This is a genomic window from Buttiauxella cochleicola, from assembly GCF_021282405.1.
In the GTDB taxonomy this organism is placed as follows: domain Bacteria; phylum Pseudomonadota; class Gammaproteobacteria; order Enterobacterales; family Enterobacteriaceae; genus Buttiauxella; species Buttiauxella massiliensis.
In genome coordinates this window covers 19,849-43,253 of record NZ_JAJSOU010000025.1, presented here as the reverse complement: position 1 = coordinate 43,253, position 23,405 = coordinate 19,849, and the positions used below count along the sequence as shown (strand labels likewise).

Below are 23,405 nucleotides of genomic sequence, written 5' to 3'. Positions count from 1 at the left end.
CAGATTGTCTGATAAATTGTTAAAGAGCAGTGAGTTACGCGCTTTCGCTTGCTAACTCGAGGTGGCGTATATTACGCTTTCCTCTTTCAGAGTCAAGCGTTTATTTTCGCTTTTCATCTGGCTGACGGGCCGGTTTGTAAGCCGTTGTGCCGTGTCAGTGGAGGCGCAGTATAGGGATTTTCTGGGGGCTGACAAGTGTTTATTGCAAATAAATGACTGAGCGCATCTTTTTTCATCAAAACGGGTGTTTTGGACACTATTTGATGTTTAAGCGAGCTATCTCGCGGGCGAAACGCGTCACCTGAGGCCAATCTGTATAAACAACTTCTTTGCTAATATCCGTTTCACCGCCTGTCATCTTCATAATCAAACGAATCATCATGCGATCGTACCAGCTATAACGCGGGTAACGCAGCGCACCAGCAAACACTGCACAGTGTTTTGGTTGCCACGGCGAGGTCAGCAAGAACTTACGCGTATAAGAGTTGGTTTGTGGTGAACGCTTCTCTGGTTTGCGTGCAACCAGGTTTACGGAAAAGAAAGCGCTTGGGATGTTGTTCAGCACTTGCTGATGCTTCTTCACAAACGCCGCAACTGATGAATGAAAGTGTCCGTACCGAATAGACGCGCCAATAACGACGCGCTCATAGTTATCCCAGGCAATATCTTTGGTGCGATGCAGATTAACCACATCGCTCTCTACGCCCAGCTCTTTCAGCTCAGATGCTATATAAGAAGCAATCTCGCGAGTTTGACCATCACGGGTCGAAAACAGAATCAAAGTTCTCACTGCAGGCTCCGGTTACTCTCGCCAGAAAGTTGGCGTGAACAGTACGAGTAAGGTAAACACTTCAAGACGGCCAAACAGCATGTTGGCAATCAGTATCCATTTCGCCACTGGGTTCATGCTGGCAAAATTGTCCGCCACAACCCCCAACCCTGGGCCAAGGTTATTTAATGTTGCTGCGACGGAAGCAAAGGCCGAGAAGTCATCCACGCCAGTCGCGATGATGGCGAGCATGCTGACGATAAAGACCAGTGCATAAGCAGAGAAGAATCCCCATACCGCTTCAAGGATACGTTCTGGTAACGCACGGTTCCCAAGCTTAATGCTATACACCGCATTTGGGTGCACCAGGCGTTTAAGCTCGCGGTTACCCTGCTTGAATAACAGCAGGATACGAATGACCTTGAGGCCACCACCCGTTGAACCAGCACAGCCGCCTATAAAAGCAGAGCACAGTAACAACACAGGTAAGAACAGAGGCCAGCGTGCAATGCTGTCTGTAGTAAATCCCGCAGTTGTCGCCATTGAGACAACCTGGAAGAATGCCTGATTCAGCGTTAACAGTGCCGTCTGGTAAGTATTATGGAACCACAATACGAGGGTACAGATAGCCACCAGCGTCAGTTGCACGCCAATGAACATGCGGAACTCAGGGTCGCGCCAATAGACTTTTAAATTACGCCCGCTTAATAAAGAGAAGTGCAGGCCATAGTTACAACCGGAGATCAGTAAGAAGATGGCAATAATAGTGTTAATCGTTGGGCTATCGAAATAGCCGATACTGGCATCGTGAGTAGAAAATCCACCAATGGCGATCGTCGCAAAACTGTGGCCTATCGCGTCAAACGCAGGCATACCCGCAAACCAAAGCGCCAGTGCACAAGCAACCGTTAGCAAGACATAAATGAGCCACAGTGTTTTTGCGGTGTCAGCAATACGCGGGCGCATTTTGTTATCTTTAAGCGGCCCCGGCATTTCCGCGCGATATAACTGCATCCCACCGACGCCCAAGATTGGCAGTATTGCCACTGCCAACACGATGATCCCCATACCGCCAAACCATTGCAGCATTTGCCGATAAAACAAAATCGCGTGTGGGAGCGTATCCAGCCCAACAAGTGTCGTCGCCCCGGTGGTGGTTAAGCCCGAGAATGATTCAAAGAACGCATCGGTAATAGTGAGATTAGGCTGTTCCGCAAAAATAAAGGGCAACGCCCCCACACTCCCCAGCACCGTCCAGAACAATACGACGATCAGGAACCCTTCTCGAGGTTTGAGCTCGCTTTTCTGTCGCCTGTTAGGCCACCACAAAAAAGAACCAATGAGTAACGCTGCGAAGAAAGTCTGGGTGAAAGCTCGGCCAGCACCATCGCGATAAATTAAAGCTACCAACCCTGGAATAATCATGGTCACGGAAAAAAGAATAACTAACAGACCAACGATTCGGGTTATGGCGCGAAAATGCATTTCAGCCGCTTCCTTAACTATCAAAAAATAACGAGAGGGAATTATTATTCAGCCGGCAATAAATGCAATGCACCGCGGCTAAAATCAGCAAGTCTGACTGAAAAATCAGCGAATTTTGCTTGTGGCAATGCCACACGTAATAATACAGATGCTTGAAAATCACTTTGCATCACAATGCCGTCGTACTGCTTGAGCAGAGTTTCGATTCCGGCAAGCTGTGCGTAGTCACATTGCAAAGTATATTCGGTTAACGGAACTTTGAGCACAGTAGGCAATTGGTTTAATGCCGCCTGCACACCGCCACCATAAGCTTTCACCAAACCGCCTGTTCCGAGTTTGATTCCGCCAGAGTAGCGAACGACTACAGCTGTAATTTCACCAATACCACTTCCCATAAGCTGGGCAAGCATTGGTTTTCCAGCAGTGCCTGCGGGTTCGCCATCATCAGAAAAGCCTAACTGCTGCGAGTCATTCGGCGCACCAGCCACCCAGGCCCAGCAATGATGCCTGGCATCCGGGTGTTCAGAACGTGTTTTTTCAAGAAACGCTTTCGCCGCTATTACACCAGCCGTATGCGCGACCAGCGTAATAAAGCGACTTTTCTTGATTTCCTCACTGAACGTGACGGACTCAGCAGGAATCAGCCAGCTATCCATTACGCCAGTTTCAAATCACGCGTCATGTTTTCAACACTGTTTTCATAAACAATCACGTTGTCTTCAATGCGAACGCCACCGAAAGGTTTCATTGCTTCAATACGCTGCCAGTCAAAGTGTTTGCTGTACTGGCCTTCGCGCCACGGCGCGAGTAAAGATTCAATGAAGTAAATGCCCGGCTCGATAGTCAGAACCATACGCGGTTCCAGAATACGCGTGCAGCGCAGATACGGATATTGAGAAGGGGCAGCAAGGTGCGTACCGGTGTCATCCTGCATGAAACCAGCGACATCATGAACCTGCAGGCCCAATGGGTGGCCTAAACCGTGTGGCATAAATGGCCCAGTAATACCGGTTTCTACCATCGCTTCTTCGCTAATGCCCGTTACTAGCTTATGGCGGTTCAGCAGCTTCGCGATACGTTGATGGAACTGAATATGGTAATCGGTGTAACGCACACCCGCTTTCAGGGTGTCAATTAACGCAAGTTGCTCGGTGTTAACGTCTTTCACCAATTGAGCATAATCATTGTCGCTATTAGCCGACCAGGTACGTGTTAAATCAGCCGCATAACCGTTGTATTCCGCGCCAGCATCTAAAAGGAAGCTACGCATTTCCGCAGGAGCGCGATTATCTAATTTGGTGTAGTGCAGAACCGCTGCGTGGTCGTTGAGTGCCACAATATTGCCATATGGCACATCGGTATCGCGGTGTCCTGTTGCAGTCAAATAAGCCTGGTTGATATCGAACTCACTCATTCCAGACAGGAAGGCTTCATGAGCTGCCTGATGGCCAACCACTGCGGTTTTCTGCGCTTCACGCATGCACGCCAATTCATAATCTGTTTTATAAGAGCGATAGTAATGCAGGTAATCAATCACCCCTTTAGGGTTGACGTTAGCACCCTGAATTTCAAGCTGCACAGCACGCTCTGGTACTGGGCCGATGTAACCGATATTGCCACGTGCAGCAGGTAACTGGCTGCCAATGCCATCTGCTTTTGGCAAAGCAATCACTTCAATTTCGTCAGTCCAGAAGGATTCTGGCAGCGGCTCAACGTTGTGCCAGTAATCAACCGGCAAGTAGAACCACAGTTTCGGTTTGTTAACGCCATCCACCAGCAGCCAGCAGTTTGGCACTTGTGTCACCGGAACCCAGGCTTTGAATTGTGGGTTAACTTTGAACGGATACGGATGATCATCGAGGAAGACGTTGACTAGCTCGCCCGAGTGAATCAACAGCGCGTCGAGATTAAAACGCGCCAGAACATTGCGGGTACGTTCCTGCAAAGTTGCCACATGATCTTTATAAAGTGAGGCCAGTGAATCCATGATTTACCCTTCTGTTTTTTTCATAAACTGAACGCCACGCATCTTAGCACACCGTAAAGTTTGCGAACTTATTTCCAGTGGCTGTGATCATCTTTGCAAATATTTAAAGAGTTATTTGCATTTCATTAACATCAATTCCACACTCCTCTCCATCTGGTACGACCAGATCCCATTGCTGGATTCAGGAGACTGACATGCTCTACCAAGGTGAAACCTTACATCTCGACTGGCTGGAAGATGGCATCGCAGAATTGGTATTCGATGCACCCGGCTCAGTGAATAAACTCGACACCGCGACCGTTGCGAGCCTCGGGCACGCGCTGGATGTGCTGGAAAAGCAGCCGCAGTTAAAAGGCCTGCTGCTCAGTTCCAATAAAGCAGCGTTTATTGTCGGTGCAGATATTACCGAATTCCTGTCGCTGTTCCTGGTTCCTGCGGAACAACTGACTCACTGGCTGCAATTCGCCAACAGCGTTTTCAATCGTCTGGAAGATTTACCGGTCCCGACCATTTCGGCAGTTAATGGTTATGCCCTTGGCGGCGGCTGTGAATGTGTGCTGGCAACAGATTACCGTCTGGCAACACCTGATACCCGCATCGGCCTGCCAGAAACCAAACTGGGCATCATGCCAGGCTTCGGTGGTTCTGTACGTCTGCCACGTTTACTGGGTGCTGACAGCGCGCTGGAAATTATCACCGCCGGGAAAGATGTCGGCGCGGTTGAAGCGCAAAAACTCGGTTTAGTTGATGGTGTCGTTAAAACTGAAAAACTGCGCGATGGCGCACTGGCAATACTGCGCCAGGCAATTAATGGCGATCTGGACTGGAAAGCCAAACGCGCACCGAAGCTGCAACCGCTGAAACTGAGCAAGATCGAAGCCACTATGAGCTTCACCATTGCCAAGAGCATGGTGATGCAGATTGCCGGTAAGCATTACCCGGCACCAATGACCGCCGTAAAAACAATTGAAGCAGCGGCACGTCTGGGCCGTGATGAAGCATTAAAACTGGAGACTCAAAGTTTCGTGCCGTTGGCGCGTTCTAATGAGGCCCGTGCGCTGGTCGGGATTTTCCTTAACGACCAATACATAAAAGGTCAGGCGAAAAAGCTGACCAAAAATACCGAAACCCCGAAACAGGCCGCCGTTCTTGGCGCCGGAATTATGGGTGGCGGCATTGCTTACCAGTCTGCCTGGAAAGGCGTACCGGTATTAATGAAGGATATTAACGAAAAGTCGCTGGAGCTAGGCATTAACGAAGCCAGCAAACTGCTGAACAAACAGCTGGAACGCGGAAAAATCGACGGCATGAAACTGGCGGGCGTGATTGCAACCATTCATCCGATGCTCGATTACGCAGGTTTTGAGCGTGTCGATGTGGTCGTTGAAGCGGTTGTTGAAAACCCGAAAGTGAAAAAAGCGGTTCTGGCGGAAGTGGAGGACAAAGTGCGTCCGGACACCGTGCTGGCGTCGAACACCTCGACTATTCCGATTGGCGAACTGGCAAACAGCCTGAAGCGCCCGGAAAACTTCTGCGGTATGCACTTCTTCAACCCGGTGCATCGCATGCCATTAGTGGAAGTGATTCGCGGCGAGAAAACGTCTGAGCAAACCATCGCGAAAGTCGTGGCGTGGGCCAGCAAAATGGGCAAAACGCCAATCGTGGTGAACGACTGCCCGGGCTTCTTCGTCAACCGCGTTCTGTTCCCATACTTTGCAGGCTTTAGCCAGTTGATGCGCGACGGTGCCGATTTCCGTCAAATCGACAAAGTGATGGAAAAACAGTTCGGCTGGCCAATGGGTCCGGCGTATCTGTTGGATGTGGTCGGTATTGATACCGCGCACCACGCGCAGGCGGTCATGGCGGCCGGTTTCCCACAGCGCATGCAGAAAGATTATCGCGATGCCGTTGATGCGATGTTTGATGCAGGCCGTTATGGCCAGAAAACCCAGCAGGGTTTCTATCGCTACAAACAAGACAGCAAAGGCAAACCACGTAAAGAGCAGGATGAAGCAACCGTCAGCCTGCTGGCTGATGTCAGCAAACCACGCCACGACTTCAGCGACGAAGAGATCATCGCTCGCATGATGATCCCAATGGTCAACGAAGTGGTACGTTGCCTGGAAGAAGGCATTATCGCAAGCCCGGCAGAAGCTGATATGGCACTGGTTTATGGGCTCGGATTCCCTCCTTTCCACGGCGGTGCCTTCCGCTGGTTGGACACCATTGGCAGCGCCAAATATCTCGATATGGCTCAGCAGTATGAGCATCTCGGCCCGCTATACCAGGTGCCAGATGGTCTACGTATAAAAGCGTCCCGTAACGAGCCGTACTATCCACCGGTTGAAGCCGCGCGCCCAGCCAGTGACCTGAAAAGTGCCTGAGGAGTGATCATGGAAAAGGTTGTAATTGTTGATGCCATCCGCACCCCGATGGGCCGTTCAAAAGGCGGTGCGTTCCGTAACCTGCGTGCAGAAGATCTTTCCGCCCATTTGATGCGTGGGATTCTCTCACGTAACCCGGCACTTGAAGCCGCAGCACTTGATGACATTTATTGGGGCTGCGTGCAGCAGACGCTGGAGCAAGGTTTTAATATCGCGCGTAATGCGTCATTGCTGGCAGAAATCCCACATTCGGTTCCGGCTGTCACCGTAAACCGCCTGTGTGGTTCTTCGATGCAAGCGCTGCACGATGCTGCTCGTATGATTCAAACCGGGGATGCACATGCTTGTCTGATTGGTGGCGTGGAACATATGGGCCACGTGCCGATGAGCCACGGTGTTGATTTCCATCCGGGTCTGAGTCGTAACGTGGCTAAAGCGGCAGGCATGATGGGTTTAACCGCCGAAATGCTGTCGCGCATGCACGGTATCAGCCGTGAGATGCAGGACCAGTTTGCTGCTCGTTCACACCAACGAGCATGGGCTGCGACAGAAGCTGGTCATTTCAAAAATGAAATTCTGCCGATCAGCGGTCATGACGCAGACGGCGTGCTCAAACGTTTTGATTATGACGAAGTGATTCGCCCGGAAACTACCGTTGAAGGTCTGGCCGCTCTGAAACCCGCATTTGACCCGGTCAACGGAACCGTCACGGCGGGCAGCTCTTCTGCTCTTTCCGATGGTGCTTCAGCCATGTTGCTGATGAGCGAATCACGCGCCAAAGAGCTTGGCCTGAAGATTCGCGCTTATGTTCGCTCTATGGCGGTCGTTGGCTGTGATCCTTCCATTATGGGTTACGGACCTGTTCCGGCATCACAACTGGCATTGAAAAAAGCGGGCCTGACTGCCGCCGATATTGACCTGTTTGAGATGAACGAAGCATTCGCTGCACAGATCCTGCCATGTATTAAAGATCTGGGTCTGATGGATAAGATCGACGAGAAGATTAACCTGAACGGCGGTGCGATTGCGTTGGGTCACCCGCTCGGTTGTTCCGGTACGCGCATTAGCACCACGTTATTGAATCTAATGGAACGTCGTGATGCGCAGTTTGGCCTCGCCACCATGTGCATCGGATTAGGTCAGGGTATTGCCACTGTTATTGAACGAGTTTAAGGAATTAATACCCTAAATTAAGAGGTCATCCCCTAAATAATTCGAGTTGCATCGCGGCGGCAACTGAGTGAATCCCCGGGAGCATAGATAACTATGTGACCGGGGTGAACGAAGACAGCCAACAAAGAGGCAGCACGAATTATGACGGGGAAGGTTTAGTTGCTGTTGTTCCCGCCTGTCAGGGGCGGGTTTTTTCTTCTCCTCGAACCTCCCTCGCTGTACATATATTGCTCTGAACATCTCAACGTTCTATATTTCGCCTGGCTATGACGCCATTCTAATTAAGGGAATAAGATGAAGATTGTTCCGGCTTTACTGATGACCAGCCTATGTCTGGCCTCTATCGGGGCCAATGCAGCGGAATCGGGTGATATCAAAACGGCTAAAGATTGCCTGGCTTATGGAAAGCGGGTCATGAAAAACAACCCAGATATGATGGTTGTGCTAAATCAGGCAAAAATAAAAAACGAAGGGATTCAGATTAACAGATACGAAGAAAAGGTAGGCAAGCAGCCTGTGTCTAGCGAGGTTGTGGCAACTATAAGCAGTTCGCAAGAAATACGCGGCTCCATTCTGTGTCTGTATGAATCAGACAAAAAACCGCTCTATTTCCATTACACACCGTTTGAATAAACGTTGTTAACACTTGGCCACCGCATAAAACGGTGGCCTTTATGCATCAGATAAACGAGAACGCATCACCAAACATGCGATCAACCTGCGCACTACGTTCATTGCAGAACAAGTCGCGGGCAATTTTCGCCATCTCAAAACGCCCGGCAATATAGATATCGTGCCCGGCAAGCGTTCCGTAATCCTGCATCACCGCAGTCAGCACAGTGCCAGTACGCCCACGCCAACCTGCTTCAGGTTGTTCAACAACCGCTTCAACACGCAGATTTGGATGAACCACGGACAGCGCTTCCAGCTCAGACAGGTCATAAAGATGTTTATCTTCACGGCCGCCCCAGTAAATCGCGATTTCACGTTGTGGATTACGCGCCAGCGCCGTCAGCAAAATTGAACGCACATAAGAGAAGCCGGTACCGCCAGCAATCAGAATCAACGGACGATCTTCATCGTCGCGCAGCCAGGCATCGCCGTGTGGAATATCAACAACGATCTCTTTTTCTTTCAAAATACGGTCCATCACGGCCATGGCGTACAGATTAATCTCTGACGCGCCAATGTGCAGCTCGATAAACTCGTGGTCGCTCGGCGTGGATGCCATGGAGAACGGACGTTTGTCGCGCTCATCCATCACCACCATCAAATACTGCCCGGCCTGAAAGGAGAACTTCGCTTCCGGCAGTAATCGAACGCGATATACCGTGTCGGTTATCGCTTCTACCGAGGTCACTTTACAGCTTAAGGTTGTCATGCTTCCCCTCTGTCGGGTCAATAATGCAAAACCGTAAAATCCGCCACTCAGGCGTTTTTACTGTCGTCGAAAATAGCCAGCTCATCCCAGATTGCATCAATACGCGCGCATACTTCTGCATCTTTCTTAATAGGACGACCCCATTCACGTTGGGTTTCCCCAGGCCATTTATTGGTGGCATCCAGTCCCATTTTTGAACCAAGACCGGAAACCGGCGAGGCAAAATCCAGGTAATCAATTGGCGTGTTTTCTACCAGTACGGTATCACGCGCCGGATCCATACGCGTGGTGATGGCCCAAATTACATCGTTCCAGTCACGCGCGTTGACATCATCATCACAAACGATGACAAACTTGGTGTACATAAACTGTCGCAGGAAAGACCAGACTCCCATCATCACGCGCTTCGCATGGCCAGCGTATTGCTTCTTGATGGTGACAACCGCAAGGCGATAAGAGCAGCCTTCCGGCGGCAGATAAAAATCGACAATTTCCGGGAATTGTTTCTGCAAAATCGGCACAAACACTTCGTTAAGTGCCACACCCAGAACCGCAGGTTCATCCGGTGGACGTCCGGTGTAAGTTGAGTGATAAATCGCATTCTGCCGCTGGGTAATATGCGTCACGGTAAATACCGGGAAGTCATCTACTTCATTGTAGTAACCCGTGTGGTCACCATATGGCCCTTCCGGTGCCATTTCACCTGGCTCGATATAACCTTCAAGCACAATTTCCGCACTGGCAGGCACTTCGAGATCGTTGGAAATACACTTCACGACTTCCGTTTTTGTGCCGCGCAGCAAACCAGCAAACGCATATTCGGAAAGCGTATCAGGCACCGGCGTTACCGCGCCAAGAATAGTGGCAGGATCTGCACCTAACGCGACTGAAACCGGGAAACGCTCACCCGGATGTTCCGCACACCACTCCTGGAAATCAAGTGCGCCGCCGCGATGCGACAACCAACGCATAATCAGTTTGTTTTTACCAATAAGCTGCTGGCGATAAATGCCCAGATTCTGGCGCTCTTTATGCGGGCCACGCGTTACCGTCAAACCCCAGGTAATCAGAGGTGCTGCATCTTCCGGCCAGCATTGCATGATAGGGATGCGCGTCAAATCGACTTCATCACCCTCAAAGATTCGTTCCTGACAAGGGGCGTTACGCAGGCGCTTAGTCGGCATATTCAGAACTTGTTTAAACTGTGGCAGCTTATCGAACAAGTCGCGGAAACCTTTCGGTGGCTCCGGCTCTTTCAGGAAGGCCAGTAATTTACCCACTTCGCGCAGCGCCGACACATCTTCCTGCCCCATCCCCATCGCGACACGTTTTGGCGTGCCAAACAGGTTGCACAGCACTGGCATGTCATACCCTTTAGGGTTCTCAAATAGCAGCGCAGGGCCATTGGCGCGCAAAGTACGATCGGCAATTTCAGTCATTTCCAGGTACGGATCGACTGGCATTGCGATACGCTTTAGCTCACCGCGTTGTTCGAGTAGTTCCAGAAAGTCGCGTAGGTCGTGGTATTTCATGCAATTAATCGTAGTCAGGATTTGGCGGTCATTATACGGGCTTCATGCACAGCATGCTGTATTTTTGTTAATAACGCGTAAATGCTTATCTGATAACCAATCAGTGATTGGTTATACCTGAGCCGTCTATCCCTGATAACGGCCTTTTGCTATTCTTCCTCGGTTAATGAGGAAAAGAGACACTATGGAATCCTGGTATTTGTTGTACTGCAAACGAGGTCAATTACTACGGGCGCAAGAGCATCTCGAGCGTCAGGACGTGAATTGCCTTACCCCGATGATCAAAATTGAAAAGATCGTTCGAGGCAAACGCACTGCGGTCGATGAACCATTGTTCCCAAACTATATGTTTGTCCGGTTTGACCCTGAAAATATTCATACCACAACCATAAACTCTACGCGTGGCGTCAGCCATTTCGTGCGTTTCGGCAGCCTGCCGGCTACTGTACCGAGTGATGTGATTGAGCAGCTCATCAGCCACACCCCGGAGAACGTTCTGGACCCGGATACGCCGTACGAAGGCGATCGCGTGGTGATAACCGAAGGGGCATTCGAAGGTCTGGAGGCGATTTTTAGCGAACCAGACGGAGAAGCCCGCTCTATGCTGCTGCTCAACTTGTTGAATAAACAAGTGATGCAAAGTGTGAAGAATACGGATTTCAAAAAGACGTAAAAAAGGGCCAGCGATTGCTGGCCCTATATTTTGACTCTAGCGCTGCATTTGCTCGTCATGCAACCATTGCGCGACACGCTTCGAGAAGTACGTCAGCACACCATCAGCACCTGCGCGTTTAAAGCACAGTAACGACTCCATGATAGCCGGCTTTTCTGCCAACCAGCCGTTCTGAATCGCCGCCATATGCATCGCATATTCACCGGAAACCTGGTAGGCAAAAGTTGGCACGCCAAAGGTGTCTTTCACGCGGCGAACCACATCCAGATACGGCATACCTGGTTTCACCATCACCATATCTGCGCCTTCTTGCAAATCCTGAGCGACTTCTTGCAAAGCTTCATCGCTATTGGCCGGGTCCATCTGATAGGTCTTTTTATTGCCACCTTTCAGGTTGCCGGATGAGCCAATTGCATCACGGAACGGGCCGTAGTAGCAGGACGCGTATTTCGCGGCATAAGACATAATTTGGGTATTCACGAAACCATCCAGCTCAAGCTGGTCGCGAATCGCCCCGATACGACCATCCATCATGTCACTTGGCGCGATGATTTCAGCCCCGGCTTCTGCATGAGACAGCGCCTGGCGCACCAGAATTTCACGCGTAATGTCGTTGATAACGTAACCGTCTGCATCAATCACGCCGTCCTGACCGTGAGTAGTGTACGGATCAAGCGCAACGTCGGTCAGCAGACCCAGTTCTGGCACGGCATCTTTCAGTGCGCGAACCGCACGCTGAACCAGCCCGTTCGGGTTATAAGCTTCTTCAGCATGCAGCGACTTCCCTGCGCTCTCGATGACCGGGAACAGGGACAGCACCGGCACACCCAGCTTCGCAACGGCTTCCGCTTCTTTGAGCAGCAAATCGATAGTCATGCGGTAAACGCCCGGCATTGATGCCACTTCTTCCTGACGATTCTGACCTTCCATCACAAACACAGGGTAGATAAGGTCATTAACCGTTAATTGATTTTCGCTCACCAGGCGGCGGCTGAAATCGTGACGACGGACGCGGCGCATACGGCGGCCAGGAAATGTACCGGGAAATGCATAGCTCATTTACTTTCTCCTGATTTAAGCCAACCGGAAAAGACGGCGGGCATTGTCATCTGTTACTTGCGCAAGCCAGGCGGGATCTTCTCCACGCCATTGAGCCACCTTGTTCAGGATATGCGGCAAGTTGCAGGGTTCGTTCCGGCGGGAAGCAGGTTTTGGTTTTAGATCCCTCGGTAACAAATAGGGGGCATCGGTTTCCAGTAGCAGTTGATGTGCTGGGATCACCGGTAGCAATTCACGTAATTCTTGGCCACGGCGCTCATCGCACACCCAACCGGTCACGCCGATGAAAAGCCCACGCGCCAGACACTCACGCGCTTCATTTTCTGTACCGGTAAAGCAATGCAGCACCACACCTGGCAATTTATCGAGCCATGGGTCGAGCAGAGCAATAAAACGTTCGTGTGCCTCACGGCAGTGTAAAAATACCGGCATCATCAGGTCAGCCGCAAGGGCCAGTTGTGCGGTAAAAGCACGCTCTTGTTCAGCTGGTGTTGAGAAATTACGATTGAAATCCAGGCCACACTCGCCGATCGCGACCACTTCAGAAGCACCAGCAAGTTTGCGAATAGCCTCTGCCGTTTCGTCTTGCCACTGGCTGGCATCATGAGGGTGAACACCGGCGGTAGACCAGCACCCTTGATACTGTTGTGCCAGTAACAAAGCTTGCTCGCTTTCATGCAGATTCGTGCCGGTCAGCAACATGCCGCTGACTCCCGCTGAATGCGCGCGAGCAACAACTTCTGCATGATCTTTCGCAAACTGTGAGCTGGTAAGATTTACACCGATATCAAACATAGCGCCTTCCAAACGACGACCGCCCTGATGGGCGGCCTGAAATTATGACTCTTTATTAGAGTGTTGGTCTTCTGCTTCTGGAGCATCTTCCGGGTCTTCTTCACCTCTTCTACGCCCTTTACCGACATAGAAACGAGAAAAGAACACGCCGACTTCAAACAGGCAGTACATCGGAATTGCCAGTAGTGTTTGCGAAAATACATCCGGCGGAGTCAACAGCATGCCAACCACGAATGCACCAACCAGAATATACGGGCGCTTTTTCTTTAACGCTTCCGGGCTGGTTACACCCATCCAGCACAGCAGAATAATCGCTACCGGTACTTCAAAAGCCACACCAAATGCCATAAACAATGCCATGACAAAATCGAGGTATTTCGTTATGTCAGTAGACATCACGACCCCTATTGGCGCGGTTTTCGTAAGGAACCCAAACGCTAAAGGGAACACCACGAAATAGGCAAAAGCGATGCCGATATAAAACAGCATTGTGCTGGAGAACAGCAGTGGCATAACCAGTTTGCGCTCGTGTTTATAAAGCGCAGGCGCAATAAATGCCCAGATTTGATAAAGAATGACCGGTGCTGACAAGAACACCGAGACATAAATCGTCAGTTTAATAGGCGCAAAAAACGGTGATGCGACATCGGTAGCAATCATCGTTGAGCCTACCGGCATCTGGCTGATAAGCGGGGCGGAGACGATTTGGTAAATGTCGTTCGCAAAATAAACCAGTGCCAGGAAAATCACCAGCACAGCGATAATGCTATTTAATAGTCGCTTGCGTAGCTCAATCAGATGGCTGATAAGCGGTTGGGTATCTTCTACGGCCATGTTTACTGTTTATCACTCGAAGGTTGAGAAGACGCTGGTATTTTGGCTGGTTCTGCCACGGGTTTAATCTGAGGCTGGATCAAATCGTCAGAAACTGCCGCAGGCGCAGGAACTGTTTCCGGCTCAACGGCAGGAGCCTGATCGGGCGCACTGGCCTGGTGTGCTGCAGTGGCTGGAGTCACGCCGTCGTGGCTATCCTCGGCATCTTTTATCAATGGGTTATGGATGGTATGAGCCTCGTCACTCCCCTTTTCGGGTTCCTGAGTGTACGAGCGTTTCATTGACTCTGCAGCCTGACGCAGCTCATCCATTGATGCCTTTAGCTCTGGAGTGAGGTTATCCATGCTCGCCTTTTCAACCTTCTTCAGGCTGTCTTGCAGCTCCTGGATTTTCAGTTCCTGAACCAGTTCATTTTGCACAGTTGCCGCAAGCGAACGCAAAGCGCGAACCCACCCGACAACCGTTTTAACTGCCACAGGCAAACGTTGTGGCCCGAGAACAATCAGGCCAATCACGAATACCAGTAGCAACTCACTGAAACCAATATCGAACACGGTTTACACCTGCTCTTTATCGTTGCTCTTTGCTTCGTCTTTTTTCACTTCGCCAGGCTGCTTATCCGCGAGTGTTTTCGCCGTGAAATCAGCATCCTGAACGGATTTATCTTTCTCTTTGTCTTCATCGTCACCCATCGCTTTTTTAAAGCCTTTGATGGATGCGCCCAAATCAGAACCGATAGAACCCAGTTTCTTAGTACCAAACAGCAGAACGACGATCACGGCAATGATCAACAATTGCCAAATACTGATACCACCCATAGTGTTGCCTCAGAGTCATAATGATAAAAAGAATAACGGTGCATATTGTACCGCACGTTGTCCGCTAAAAACGATTAAAAACAACTCAGGCTGAGCGCCGCCAGCCAATCAGCCAGGTCACGATACCCCCGGCCATTAACCAGGCAGGCATCAATTCCCATTCTGGTTTGTTAATCAATAATAAAGTCCCGCTTAGCATTAGCGTAGCGCCAATGCCAAACAGATAGCGAGATTGCGCCTGGCGCACCTGGTTGCGTTGCAAATCACGCGTTATTTTATCAACGCTGTGCTGCAATTGTTTACCCTGGCGCAAACTGTCGTACATCAGTTCCGGCAGTTCTGGCATTTTTTCAATCCAGAACGGTGCTTTTTCTTTGAAAGAACGAATAAGCGCAGGAATACCCACCTGATCTTTAATCCAGTCTTCAAGGAAAGGTTTGGCGGTTTTCCACAAATCCAGCTGTGGATAAAGCTGCCTTCCAAGCCCTTCGACATAAAGTAGCGTCTTTTGCAATAAAACCAGCTGCGGCTGCACTTCCATATTAAAGCGGCGTGCCGTATTGAACAGGTTCAGCAGCACATGACCAAAGGAAATTTCCGCTAATGGCTTTTCAAAGATAGGCTCGCAAACTGTACGAATGGCAAACTCGAAGTCTTCAACATTCGTGTCTGGCGGAACCCAGCCTGAATCCACATGCAGTTCAGCAACTTTGCGGTAATCACGGTTAAAGAAGGCGATAAAGTTCTCAGCCAGATAGCGCTTATCTTCTTTATTGAGCGAACCCACAATACCGCAGTCGATACCAATGTATTGCGGGTCTTCAGGGTGTTCATAGCTGACGAAAATATTGCCTGGATGCATATCCGCGTGGAAGAAGCTGTCACGGAAAACCTGGGTGAAGAACACCTGCACGCCACGCTCTGCCAACAGTTTCATGTTGGTGCCCTGCTTATGAAGCATCGCAATATCAGAAACGGGAATACCGTAAATTCGCTCCATCACCATCATGTCCTGACTGCAATAGTCAGAGAACACTTCCGGTACATACAGCATCGAGCTACCTTCAAAATTGCGGCGCAACTGAATGGCGTTTGCCGATTCGCGCAGCAAATTTAGTTCATCAATTAAGGTCTTCTCATATTCGCGCACAACTTCAAGCGGGCGCAAACGGCGGCCATCAGGCAGCAAACGCGGTACCCATCGTGCGAGACGATAGATGAGTTTCATATCCGCTTTGATGATCGGCAAAATATCCGGACGAATAACTTTGATAACCACTTCTCGCCCATTCTCTTTCAGGCGAGCGGTATGTACCTGGGCAATGGAAGCTGACGCGAGCGGTTTGATTTCAAAATCCTCAAACCAGGCTTCTACGGGAAGCCCTCCCATCGCTTGTTCGATTTGTTTTTTTGCCAGTGCCCCGTCAAATGGTGCAACGCGGTCCTGCAACATCGCCAGTTGATCGGCAATTTGCGGTGGGAACAAGTCACGACGTGTAGAAAGCATCTGACCAAACTTGATCCATACCGGGCCAAGCTCTTGTAAAGCCAGACGCAAACGCTCACCGAGAGGTTTTTCTTTATGGCGGTTTGGCATCCAGAAAAGCATGCGCCGCCAGATACGTAATGGCAGCGTAATGCGGACACGAGGGATCAGTTCATCCAGACCATAACTAAGAAAAGTGCGGACAATGAAATACAGGCGACGAATTTCTCCAGGCGTCATTTGTTCTCCAGTTTGTTCAGTCGCGCGTTGAGTGCGTCAACATTTCGTTCGACTGCTGCCGTTTCCTCAGCAAACCATGCAACCTCAAGCGATCCCGGTGCCATCTTCCACTCTTCCGTAATGGCTTCTGACAGGTATTGCTGGTTACGGGTAAATTCTTTTTTGAATAACTTACCGCCACCACGGATAACTTTACTGATGCCTTCGGCGGCAATATCACCGATGTAAGGCGCTAATAATTCAGCAGGATCGAACTCGGCAAGATCCATCAGAGAAACCCAATTCTGGACAACCTGAAGATCGCCTTGTACCTCTAATTCACCGCTGCGAATCAGCGCAGTAAGTTGCTGCCTGTCACGTAGTTTAGGCAAGGTGCCAAGCCCGGTCAGCACCAAGCAATCAGCTTCATCTTCCCACTGGCCCAGTACATCAATTTGCTGTTCGCTAAAGACCAGAACAATTGGCGAAGAGAACTCTTTAAGCTCAACGCGTAATACCTTACCCACTAAGCGCTGACGTGCCGCTTTCAGTCCCCGATCGCGCCAGAGAAAAGTATTGAGGATATTTTCAATTCCGGCAGTCATTAGCGGTGTAAAAGGCATCACGAGTTCCCTGTCAGAATTTATAGCCACGGTGCAGAGCAACTACGCCAGCGGTCAGATTGAAATAGGTAGTATTTTCAAAGCCCGCATCTTCCATCATCGCTTTCAATGTTTCTTGATCAGGATGCATGCGAATAGACTCAGCCAGATAACGGTAGCTTTCTGCATCCTGCGCAACAATTTCACCGATTCGTGGCAAAATGTGGAAGGAGTACGCATCGTAAGCCTTGCTCAGTGGTTCAATAACCGGTTTAGAGAATTCCAGAACCAACAGGCGACCACCTGGTTTTAATACGCGATACATTGAACGCAGCGCTTTCTCTTTGTCTGTCACATTACGCAGACCGAAAGAGATGGTGATGCAATCAAAAAAGTTATCCGGGAATGGCAGGGCTTCAGCGTTAGCCTGAACATAGTTCACGTTGCCAACCACACCGATGTTGCGCAGTTTTTCGCGCCCCATTTTCAGCATTGAGTCATTGATATCAGCCAGAACCACTTCGCCTGTTTCGCCAACCAGTCGAGAGAACTTAGCGGTTAAATCGCCGGTTCCACCTGCTAAGTCCAGTACGCGCTGACCACGACGAACACCACTGCAATCAATGGTGAAACGCTTCCATATACGATGGATGCCAAATGACATTAAGTCATTCATTACGTCGTATTTTGCGGCCACAGAGTGGAACACATTAGCGACCATATCGGCCTTCTGTTCCTTCGCTACAGTGCGAAAGCCAAAGTGTGTTGTTTCCTGGGATTCTTCAACCATCTCAATGCCTGCTTGTCCAAAAAATGTTTGTGAAGTGTAACAGAATGGGGCCTAAAGCCCTATGCTTCAAGCTGCAGGGTTTAACCGAAGCTCAACGCTCACCGACAATTCGTCGGTTCTCTAAACTGTTGTCCGTGTTCTTTTCTTCGTCGTTTTCATGCTCATGGCGCTCGGTGTTATCGCCGTCTTCAAGTCTGGCCTGCTCGACTAAATCTGGATTAATCTCACGTTTAACCTCAACACCCAGACCACGAAACGCATCAGCCTGGAGCAGAATATTTCCGCGCCCGGTAGAGAGTTTTTTCATCGCCTGTCGATAGTTATCCTGCGCTTTATCCAGGCTTTGACCAATCGCCGACATATCATCAACAAAGAGGCGCATTTTGTCATACAGGCGGCCTGCGCGTTCGGCAATTTGTTGCGCATTCCGGCTTTGATGCTCATAACGCCACAAATTGGCAACCGTTCTTAACGCCACAAGCAGCGTGGTCGGGCTAACCAGCATGATGTTATTCTTGAGTGCTTCACTGATAAGTTCCGGCTGGCGGTCAATCGCCAGTAAAAATGCTGGCTCGACCGGGATAAACATCAGTACATAATCCAGCGACCGCAGCCCAGGCAACTGCTGATAGTCCTTACGGCCCAGCATGCGAATGTGGTTACGCACCGCTGCAATATGCTCGTTGAGGGCGATTTCACGAGTTACGTCGTCGTCACCGTTGTAGTAACGCTCATAGGCCACCAGCGTCATTTTGGCGTCGATAACCACATCTTTGCCCTGCGGCAAACGCACGATGACATCCGGCTGCATGCGGCTGTTATTTTCTAGCTGAATGTTTACCTGGGTTTCGTATTCATACCCTTCGCGTAAGCCGGAGGCTTCCAGCACACGTGTTAGTACAACCTCACCCCAGTTTCCCTGGGTTTTATTGTCCCCTTTCAGGGCTTTGGTGAGGTTCAGTGCCTCTTGTGCCATCTGAGCATTAAGCTGCTGAAGGTTACGAATTTCGTGGGTTAGCGTGTGGCGTTCGCGAGCGTCCTGGCCAAAACTTTCCTGAACCTGGCGGCGGAAACCATCCAGTTGTTCGCGCAGTGGCGAGAGCAATCCATTCAAACTTTGGCGGTTTTGCTCTTCAACTTTACGGCCACTGTGTTCAAAAATCCGGTTGGCGAGGTTTTCAAATTGTTCGCTGAGGCGCTGCTCGCTGTTGAGCATCTGCCGATGTTTGTCATCAGCATTTAGACGGGTTTGTTCCAGAAGTGTGGAAAGTTCGCGGATATCGGCTTCCTGCGCACTGTTAATTTCAAGCTGAGTGCGCAACTCGCGGTTGAGTTGTTCACATTCTTCTTTCCAGTGCTGGTTTTGCTGCAACTCCTGCCGTGCCGCAGTCAGTTCGCCGTAGATTTCTCGTTGTTCTTCATGCAATGCGGATTGCCGCCCGGCCGCCCGCAAACTTGCCAGCAACCAGCCAGTCAGAACTCCAACCAGCGCAATACCGAGCCCGAATAAAATAGAAATATCCACAGTCACTCCCACAAAGTCATACCAGGCACCAGCAAAATAAAATTGTGCTGTATAAATGTCCAGATGAAAAGGAGTTTACTGCGAGACGTTACGCAAAGCGTAAAAATTAAGCCGGCTTGCACCGGCTTTGGGGGACTAGATCAGGCGACGAGCTGCTTCTACAACGATTTTAACCGCATGGCTTTCGGTTTTCTTCATCGTTTCAGCGTTAGGAATTTCTTGCTGAGTACGGTTCACAATCACACCTGCAACCATACCTGCACGCAGACCCTGGCTTGCACACATGGTCAGCAGTGTTGCGGATTCCATCTCGTAGTTCATCACGCCCATCTGCTGCCACTCTTCCATGGAACCTTTGTAGCGGTTCACTACGCGGCCTGAGAAGGTGTCGTAACGCTCCTGGCCTGGGTAGAAGGTATCAGAAGATGCAGTCACACCAATGTGTGTGGTCGCGCCAATAGATTTCGCCGCTTCAACCAGTGCGGTAGTACACGCAAAATCGGCAACCGCCGGGTATTCCATTGGAGCAAAGTGCAAGCTGGCACCGTCAAGGCGCACAGAAGCAGTTGTCACCAGAACATCACCAACATTGATATGCGGCTGAATTGCACCGGTAGTCCCGATACGCAGGAAAGTACGAATACCCAACTGCGCCAGTTCTTCCACCGCGATAGAGGTTGATGGACCACCGATACCGGTGGAACAGACGATTACTGGCTTGCCGTCTAACTCAGCACGCCAGGTAGTAAATTCACGGTGGGCAGCCAATTTGACCGGCTTGTCCATCAGCACAGCGATTTTTTCAACTCGCTCAGGATCGCCCGGGACGATGGCAAGTGTTGCCCCTTGCAGATCGCTTTTAGTGAGGCCGAGGTGAAAAACATCAGACTTGGACATAACAAACTCCTGCGTTGAATAGGTTGGCTTACATTGCTATGGGGGTACTGTACAGAACCCTCACAAATAATTTCGTGACGCATTTCACTTTGAATCAAACAAGTTACATTATTTTCAACTGCAATAGTGATGAAAATCACATTTAAAGGGGTGGCGCTCATAGTTCTGATATTGAGATGAGTGCGACTAAACAATCCACCAGCAACTCGAAGAATAACGGGGAAAAGCTATAGTTATCGCACTGCGCTAATTCTGGTAAGGAGAATGCCAATGAAAGAAGAACATACAGGTAAATCACCGGGCGGGCATTTTGCGCCAGCGGCCTGCCCTCTTGCGTCAACCGCATTGCATACCCCAGATGATGCTATTCATGCAGGGGAAACCTCAATTCCTACGCAGGGCGAAAACATGCCTGCTTATCACGCCAGGCCAAAAGATGCCGCAGGCCCTTTACCCATCGTGATTGTAGTGCAGGAAATTTTCGGCGTGCATGAGCATATTCGCGATGTCTGCCGTCGCCTGGCGCTGGAAGGGTATCTGGCTATCGCGCCAGAGCTCTATTTCCGCCAGGGTGATCCCAATGATTATGCCGATATCCCTACCCTGTTCAGCGGGCTGGTTTCAAAAGTACCCGATGCACAGGTGCTCGCGGATCTTGATCACGTCGCCAATTGGGCGGCAAGAAACGGTGGTGATGCACATCGTTTGATGATGACAGGGTTTTGTTGGGGTGGCCGTATAACGTGGCTGTATGCCGCACACAATCCACAGTTGAAAGCAGCTGTGGCCTGGTATGGCAAATTAGTTGGCGAGAAGACATTAAACTCCCCGCATCACCCAGCCGACATCGCAGTCAATTTGAATGCGCCCGTGCTTGGGCTTTATGGCGGGCAGGACACGGGGATTCCACAGGATACTGTCGAAACAATGCGCCATGCGTTGCGTGCCGCTAATGCCAACGCAGAAATTATCGTCTACCCGGAAGCGGGCCATGCTTTTAATGCGGACTACCGCCCGAGCTATCATGCTGAATCGGCAAAGGATGGCTGGGTGCGGATGCTGGCGTGGTTTGAACGATTTAGTGCAAGCAGGTAACCCATTTAACTCAAAGCCCGTCAGGCTCACATTATCGCGACAATTTTTTAGTGTCTGGCGGGTTTTTACATCAATTTTTTTGCAGCATTCTCCCACAATTTGAACCCTCTCACACTTCCTCTCCAGCACTTGTTAATCCATTTCGTTGATACAAATTATTCGTTGCAGCTACGGAAACTATTTCGCTGTTTTAAGCAGCATATCTTCTGAATACTCGTCTACAGACAATGTAATTACTCACCTGGTGAACTGGAGATTTTAAGATGACTCATGCTTTTGAAGCTCAACCTTTTGCTCTGCCCTTTGATCCAAAAACGACCGCGCTGGTGATGATTGATATGCAGCGTGATTTCGTAGAAGCCGGTGGTTTTGGCGAAGCGCTGGGTAATGATGTTTCGCTGGTTCGCAGCGCAATCGAGCCGTGCAAACGCGTGCTCGAGGTCGCTCGCCAGAAAAATATGCTGGTGATTCACACCCGTGAAGGCCATCGCCCGGATCTGACCGATTGCCCTCCAGCTAAACTGACTCGTGGCGGCAAAACCTTTATCGGCGAACCAGGTCCGATGGGCCGTACTCTGGTGCGTGGTGAAGCGGGCCACGACATCATCCCTGAACTCTACCCAGTTGCTGGCGAGCCAATTATTGATAAGCCAGGCAAAGGGGCGTTCTACCAAACTGATTTGCACCTCATTCTGCAAAATAGCGGCGTTAAAACCTTGATCGTCTGCGGCGTCACCACTGAAGTTTGCGTCAACACCACCGTACGCGAAGCAAATGACCGTGGCTACGAGTGCATTATTCCAGAAGACTGCGTAGGTTCTTACTTCCCGGAATTCCAGAAATACGCACTGGAGATGATCAAAGCCCAGGGCGCAATTTTCGGCTGGGTCAGCGATGCAAACTCCGTGATTAAAGGCCTGAAAGGCTAATCAGCATGGCTATCGTCACGCTTGCAGCGCAGTCCATTGGTTATCTGGCCGCCACCCGGCTACCTAAGAGTGCGCATATTCACAGCTGTTTTGCACACGCAATCAACCTGATCGCTGACGATGGCCATCTTTTTACTCTTTTAGCGGCAGATATTTACCAGAATTTGCCCGATGCAGTGCGAGTGACATTACCCGCAGGCTGGGACTGGCGGCAGCAGGCAATGCGCGGCGAAGCGGTTCAATTGATCGCCAGGCAATGGCAAGCTCCGCGCTGGCAGGTGGATTTAAGCAAAGCAGTCGTCTGGCAACCCAGGCTTAACGGTTCATCATTGAGCCTGAATGCGCTGCCAGAGGCTTTGCAACACTACGAAACGCTGGCCTCACAATTGCTGCTTTACTGCCTGGAACACCAGGTGGAAAGCGATTTGCTCTGGGCATCAAGCCCAATGAGCAAAGACGAAAGCAAGCACCGGCTGGCACCATATGAACTGCCAGAACAGCTCGAAAACCAGGTGGTGAAGCTCATCGGTTACGGCAAAGGTTTAACTCCGGACGGCGATGATTACCTGTTGGGTTATCTGGCGGCACTCAGCCCGTGGCAACTCACCCCTGAGTTGCAAGCACACCAGACGCGGCTGCAACTGTTAATTGAACAACATCTGCCGCGTACCACGGACATCAGCCGCCATTATCTGTGCCGGGCGCTGGAAGGCCACTTTTCCCAGCCCATCTGCGCGATGCAGGAACAACTCACCTCGCAAGCGCCAACCACGATGGTTATCCGCGCCGCAGAACAGGTCATGCAATTTGGCGCGTCTTCGGGTGTCGATTGCCTCGCCGGAATGCTGCACGGGTTGCGTAGCTTAAAAGCAACCCTCTGACATCACCCAATCCCCCCATGCAGAGCCACAAAAACTCTGCAAGGGACAGCTTTGCCAAAATTTCACTATTGGGCAGTAAGAAACAGGCATA

At 50.5% G+C, this 23,405-nt stretch carries 23 protein-coding genes; 7 read left to right on the top strand and 16 right to left on the bottom strand.

Annotation, left to right across the window (positions count from 1 at the left end; all coding sequences use genetic code 11):
• Window positions 1–256: 256 nt before the first annotated feature.
• Genes hemG through pepQ form a run of 4 tightly spaced genes read right to left on the bottom strand, consistent with a single transcriptional unit; the run spans window position 257 to window position 4,241 of the window.
• Window positions 257–790: a menaquinone-dependent protoporphyrinogen IX dehydrogenase gene (gene hemG / locus LVQ79_RS21680; protein ID WP_232866842.1), complete on the bottom strand. Its 534-nt coding sequence runs from the start codon at window positions 788–790 to the stop codon at window positions 257–259.
• A gap of 12 nt (window positions 791–802) precedes the next feature.
• Window positions 803–2,254 carry a Trk system potassium transporter TrkH gene (gene trkH / locus LVQ79_RS21675; protein ID WP_034461629.1) on the bottom strand — a complete coding sequence of 484 codons (1,452 nt, stop codon included), beginning with the start codon at window positions 2,252–2,254 and terminating at the stop codon, window positions 803–805.
• Between the two features lie 44 nt (window positions 2,255–2,298).
• Window positions 2,299–2,910, bottom strand: a complete 612-nt coding sequence (locus LVQ79_RS21670; RefSeq protein ID WP_232866839.1) for an IMPACT family protein — start codon at window positions 2,908–2,910, stop codon at window positions 2,299–2,301.
• Window positions 2,910–4,241 carry a Xaa-Pro dipeptidase gene (gene pepQ, locus LVQ79_RS21665; protein ID WP_232866836.1) on the bottom strand — a complete coding sequence of 444 codons (1,332 nt, stop codon included), beginning with the start codon at window positions 4,239–4,241 and terminating at the stop codon, window positions 2,910–2,912. The genes LVQ79_RS21670 and pepQ overlap by 1 nt, the downstream gene beginning before the upstream one ends.
• Window positions 4,242–4,435: 194 nt before the next feature.
• On the opposite strand from pepQ, the gene fadB reads away from it, so the two are divergent.
• From fadB to LVQ79_RS21650, 3 genes are all read left to right on the top strand, one after another.
• Window positions 4,436–6,625 carry a fatty acid oxidation complex subunit alpha FadB gene (fadB, locus tag LVQ79_RS21660; protein WP_232866834.1) on the top strand — a complete coding sequence of 730 codons (2,190 nt, stop codon included), beginning with the start codon at window positions 4,436–4,438 and terminating at the stop codon, window positions 6,623–6,625.
• 9 nt (window positions 6,626–6,634) lie between these two features.
• The gene (gene fadA / locus LVQ79_RS21655; protein WP_232866831.1) at window positions 6,635–7,798 is read left to right on the top strand and encodes an acetyl-CoA C-acyltransferase FadA; all 1,164 of its coding nucleotides are present in this window, start codon (window positions 6,635–6,637) and stop codon (window positions 7,796–7,798) included.
• 294 nt (window positions 7,799–8,092) lie between these two features.
• Window positions 8,093–8,431, top strand: a complete 339-nt coding sequence (locus LVQ79_RS21650) for a hypothetical protein (RefSeq protein WP_232866828.1) — start codon at window positions 8,093–8,095, stop codon at window positions 8,429–8,431.
• 46 nt (window positions 8,432–8,477) lie between these two features.
• On the opposite strand, the gene fre is transcribed toward LVQ79_RS21650, so the two are convergent.
• A complete protein-coding gene (gene fre, locus LVQ79_RS21645) occupies window positions 8,478–9,179 on the bottom strand; it encodes an NAD(P)H-flavin reductase (protein WP_151995921.1) in 702 nt (233 codons plus the stop codon).
• 47 nt (window positions 9,180–9,226) lie between these two features.
• A complete protein-coding gene (ubiD, locus tag LVQ79_RS21640) occupies window positions 9,227–10,711 on the bottom strand; it encodes a 4-hydroxy-3-polyprenylbenzoate decarboxylase (protein WP_232866826.1) in 1,485 nt (494 codons plus the stop codon).
• Between the two features lie 184 nt (window positions 10,712–10,895).
• On the opposite strand from ubiD, the gene rfaH reads away from it, so the two are divergent.
• Entirely contained in the window at window positions 10,896–11,384 is a 489-nt protein-coding gene (gene rfaH / locus LVQ79_RS21635) for a transcription/translation regulatory transformer protein RfaH (protein ID WP_232866824.1), read from the top strand.
• 36 nt (window positions 11,385–11,420) lie between these two features.
• On the opposite strand, the gene hemB is transcribed toward rfaH, so the two are convergent.
• The 10 genes from hemB to udp form a co-directional block, all read right to left on the bottom strand.
• A complete protein-coding gene (gene hemB, locus LVQ79_RS21630; RefSeq protein ID WP_232866822.1) occupies window positions 11,421–12,443 on the bottom strand; it encodes a porphobilinogen synthase in 1,023 nt (340 codons plus the stop codon).
• 15 nt (window positions 12,444–12,458) lie between these two features.
• A complete protein-coding gene (gene tatD / locus LVQ79_RS21625) occupies window positions 12,459–13,238 on the bottom strand; it encodes a 3'-5' ssDNA/RNA exonuclease TatD (RefSeq protein WP_232866821.1) in 780 nt (259 codons plus the stop codon).
• A 42-nt stretch (window positions 13,239–13,280) separates the two neighbouring features.
• The gene (gene tatC / locus LVQ79_RS21620; protein WP_151995926.1) at window positions 13,281–14,072 is read right to left on the bottom strand and encodes a Sec-independent protein translocase subunit TatC; all 792 of its coding nucleotides are present in this window, start codon (window positions 14,070–14,072) and stop codon (window positions 13,281–13,283) included.
• A 2-nt stretch (window positions 14,073–14,074) separates the two neighbouring features.
• Window positions 14,075–14,626 carry a Sec-independent protein translocase protein TatB gene (gene tatB, locus LVQ79_RS21615; protein WP_232866818.1) on the bottom strand — a complete coding sequence of 184 codons (552 nt, stop codon included), beginning with the start codon at window positions 14,624–14,626 and terminating at the stop codon, window positions 14,075–14,077.
• A 3-nt stretch (window positions 14,627–14,629) separates the two neighbouring features.
• Window positions 14,630–14,890, bottom strand: a complete 261-nt coding sequence (gene tatA, locus LVQ79_RS21610; RefSeq protein WP_034492140.1) for a Sec-independent protein translocase subunit TatA — start codon at window positions 14,888–14,890, stop codon at window positions 14,630–14,632.
• An 85-nt stretch (window positions 14,891–14,975) separates the two neighbouring features.
• On the bottom strand, window positions 14,976–16,616 hold the full coding sequence (ubiB, locus tag LVQ79_RS21605; protein WP_232866815.1) for a ubiquinone biosynthesis regulatory protein kinase UbiB: 1,641 nt from the start codon (window positions 16,614–16,616) through the stop codon (window positions 14,976–14,978).
• Entirely contained in the window at window positions 16,613–17,218 is a 606-nt protein-coding gene (gene ubiJ, locus LVQ79_RS21600) for a ubiquinone biosynthesis protein UbiJ (RefSeq protein ID WP_232866813.1), read from the bottom strand. Before ubiJ ends, ubiB begins: the two co-directional genes overlap by 4 nt.
• A gap of 13 nt (window positions 17,219–17,231) precedes the next feature.
• On the bottom strand, window positions 17,232–17,987 hold the full coding sequence (gene ubiE / locus LVQ79_RS21595; protein ID WP_120064999.1) for a bifunctional demethylmenaquinone methyltransferase/2-methoxy-6-polyprenyl-1,4-benzoquinol methylase UbiE: 756 nt from the start codon (window positions 17,985–17,987) through the stop codon (window positions 17,232–17,234).
• A 91-nt stretch (window positions 17,988–18,078) separates the two neighbouring features.
• Window positions 18,079–19,512 carry a DNA recombination protein RmuC gene (rmuC, locus tag LVQ79_RS21590; protein ID WP_232866810.1) on the bottom strand — a complete coding sequence of 478 codons (1,434 nt, stop codon included), beginning with the start codon at window positions 19,510–19,512 and terminating at the stop codon, window positions 18,079–18,081.
• 135 nt (window positions 19,513–19,647) lie between these two features.
• On the bottom strand, window positions 19,648–20,409 hold the full coding sequence (gene udp / locus LVQ79_RS21585) for a uridine phosphorylase (protein WP_034461657.1): 762 nt from the start codon (window positions 20,407–20,409) through the stop codon (window positions 19,648–19,650).
• Window positions 20,410–20,679: 270 nt separating this feature from the next.
• Here udp and LVQ79_RS21580 point away from each other — a divergent pair, with 270 nt between their 5' ends.
• From LVQ79_RS21580 to LVQ79_RS21570, 3 genes are all read left to right on the top strand, one after another.
• Window positions 20,680–21,504 (top strand): dienelactone hydrolase family protein, encoded by an 825-nt coding sequence (locus LVQ79_RS21580; protein ID WP_151995931.1) that lies wholly within the window; start codon window positions 20,680–20,682, stop codon window positions 21,502–21,504.
• Between the two features lie 263 nt (window positions 21,505–21,767).
• Window positions 21,768–22,433: a cysteine hydrolase family protein gene (locus LVQ79_RS21575; protein ID WP_232866807.1), complete on the top strand. Its 666-nt coding sequence runs from the start codon at window positions 21,768–21,770 to the stop codon at window positions 22,431–22,433.
• Window positions 22,434–22,438: 5 nt separating this feature from the next.
• On the top strand, window positions 22,439–23,314 hold the full coding sequence (locus LVQ79_RS21570; protein ID WP_232866803.1) for an oxamate carbamoyltransferase subunit AllH family protein: 876 nt from the start codon (window positions 22,439–22,441) through the stop codon (window positions 23,312–23,314).
• Window positions 23,315–23,405 lie beyond the last annotated feature (91 nt).

Excerpts from the sequence above, each read along its gene's own strand:
- LVQ79_RS21570 (WP_232866803.1), top strand. The coding sequence starts at position 22,439 with ATGGCTATCGTCACGCTTGCAGCGCAGTCCATTGGTTATCTGGCCGCC.
- rfaH (WP_232866824.1), top strand. The coding sequence starts at position 10,896 with ATGGAATCCTGGTATTTGTTGTACTGCAAACGAGGTCAATTACTACGG.
- ubiJ (WP_232866813.1), bottom strand. The coding sequence starts at position 17,218 with ATGCCTTTTACACCGCTAATGACTGCCGGAATTGAAAATATCCTCAAT.
- LVQ79_RS21580 (WP_151995931.1), top strand. The coding sequence starts at position 20,680 with ATGAAAGAAGAACATACAGGTAAATCACCGGGCGGGCATTTTGCGCCA.
- trkH (WP_034461629.1), bottom strand. The coding sequence starts at position 2,254 with ATGCATTTTCGCGCCATAACCCGAATCGTTGGTCTGTTAGTTATTCTT.
- hemB (WP_232866822.1), bottom strand. The coding sequence starts at position 12,443 with ATGAGCTATGCATTTCCCGGTACATTTCCTGGCCGCCGTATGCGCCGC.
- ubiB (WP_232866815.1), bottom strand. The coding sequence starts at position 16,616 with ATGACGCCTGGAGAAATTCGTCGCCTGTATTTCATTGTCCGCACTTTT.
- LVQ79_RS21670 (WP_232866839.1), bottom strand. The coding sequence starts at position 2,910 with ATGGATAGCTGGCTGATTCCTGCTGAGTCCGTCACGTTCAGTGAGGAA.
- tatA (WP_034492140.1), bottom strand. The coding sequence starts at position 14,890 with ATGGGTGGTATCAGTATTTGGCAATTGTTGATCATTGCCGTGATCGTC.
- udp (WP_034461657.1), bottom strand. The coding sequence starts at position 20,409 with ATGTCCAAGTCTGATGTTTTTCACCTCGGCCTCACTAAAAGCGATCTG.
- LVQ79_RS21650 (WP_232866828.1), top strand. The coding sequence starts at position 8,093 with ATGAAGATTGTTCCGGCTTTACTGATGACCAGCCTATGTCTGGCCTCT.
- ubiE (WP_120064999.1), bottom strand. The coding sequence starts at position 17,987 with ATGGTTGAAGAATCCCAGGAAACAACACACTTTGGCTTTCGCACTGTA.
- pepQ (WP_232866836.1), bottom strand. The coding sequence starts at position 4,241 with ATGGATTCACTGGCCTCACTTTATAAAGATCATGTGGCAACTTTGCAG.
- tatC (WP_151995926.1), bottom strand. The coding sequence starts at position 14,072 with ATGGCCGTAGAAGATACCCAACCGCTTATCAGCCATCTGATTGAGCTA.
- ubiD (WP_232866826.1), bottom strand. The coding sequence starts at position 10,711 with ATGAAATACCACGACCTACGCGACTTTCTGGAACTACTCGAACAACGC.
- LVQ79_RS21575 (WP_232866807.1), top strand. The coding sequence starts at position 21,768 with ATGACTCATGCTTTTGAAGCTCAACCTTTTGCTCTGCCCTTTGATCCA.
- fadA (WP_232866831.1), top strand. The coding sequence starts at position 6,635 with ATGGAAAAGGTTGTAATTGTTGATGCCATCCGCACCCCGATGGGCCGT.
- fre (WP_151995921.1), bottom strand. The coding sequence starts at position 9,179 with ATGACAACCTTAAGCTGTAAAGTGACCTCGGTAGAAGCGATAACCGAC.
- tatD (WP_232866821.1), bottom strand. The coding sequence starts at position 13,238 with ATGTTTGATATCGGTGTAAATCTTACCAGCTCACAGTTTGCGAAAGAT.
- fadB (WP_232866834.1), top strand. The coding sequence starts at position 4,436 with ATGCTCTACCAAGGTGAAACCTTACATCTCGACTGGCTGGAAGATGGC.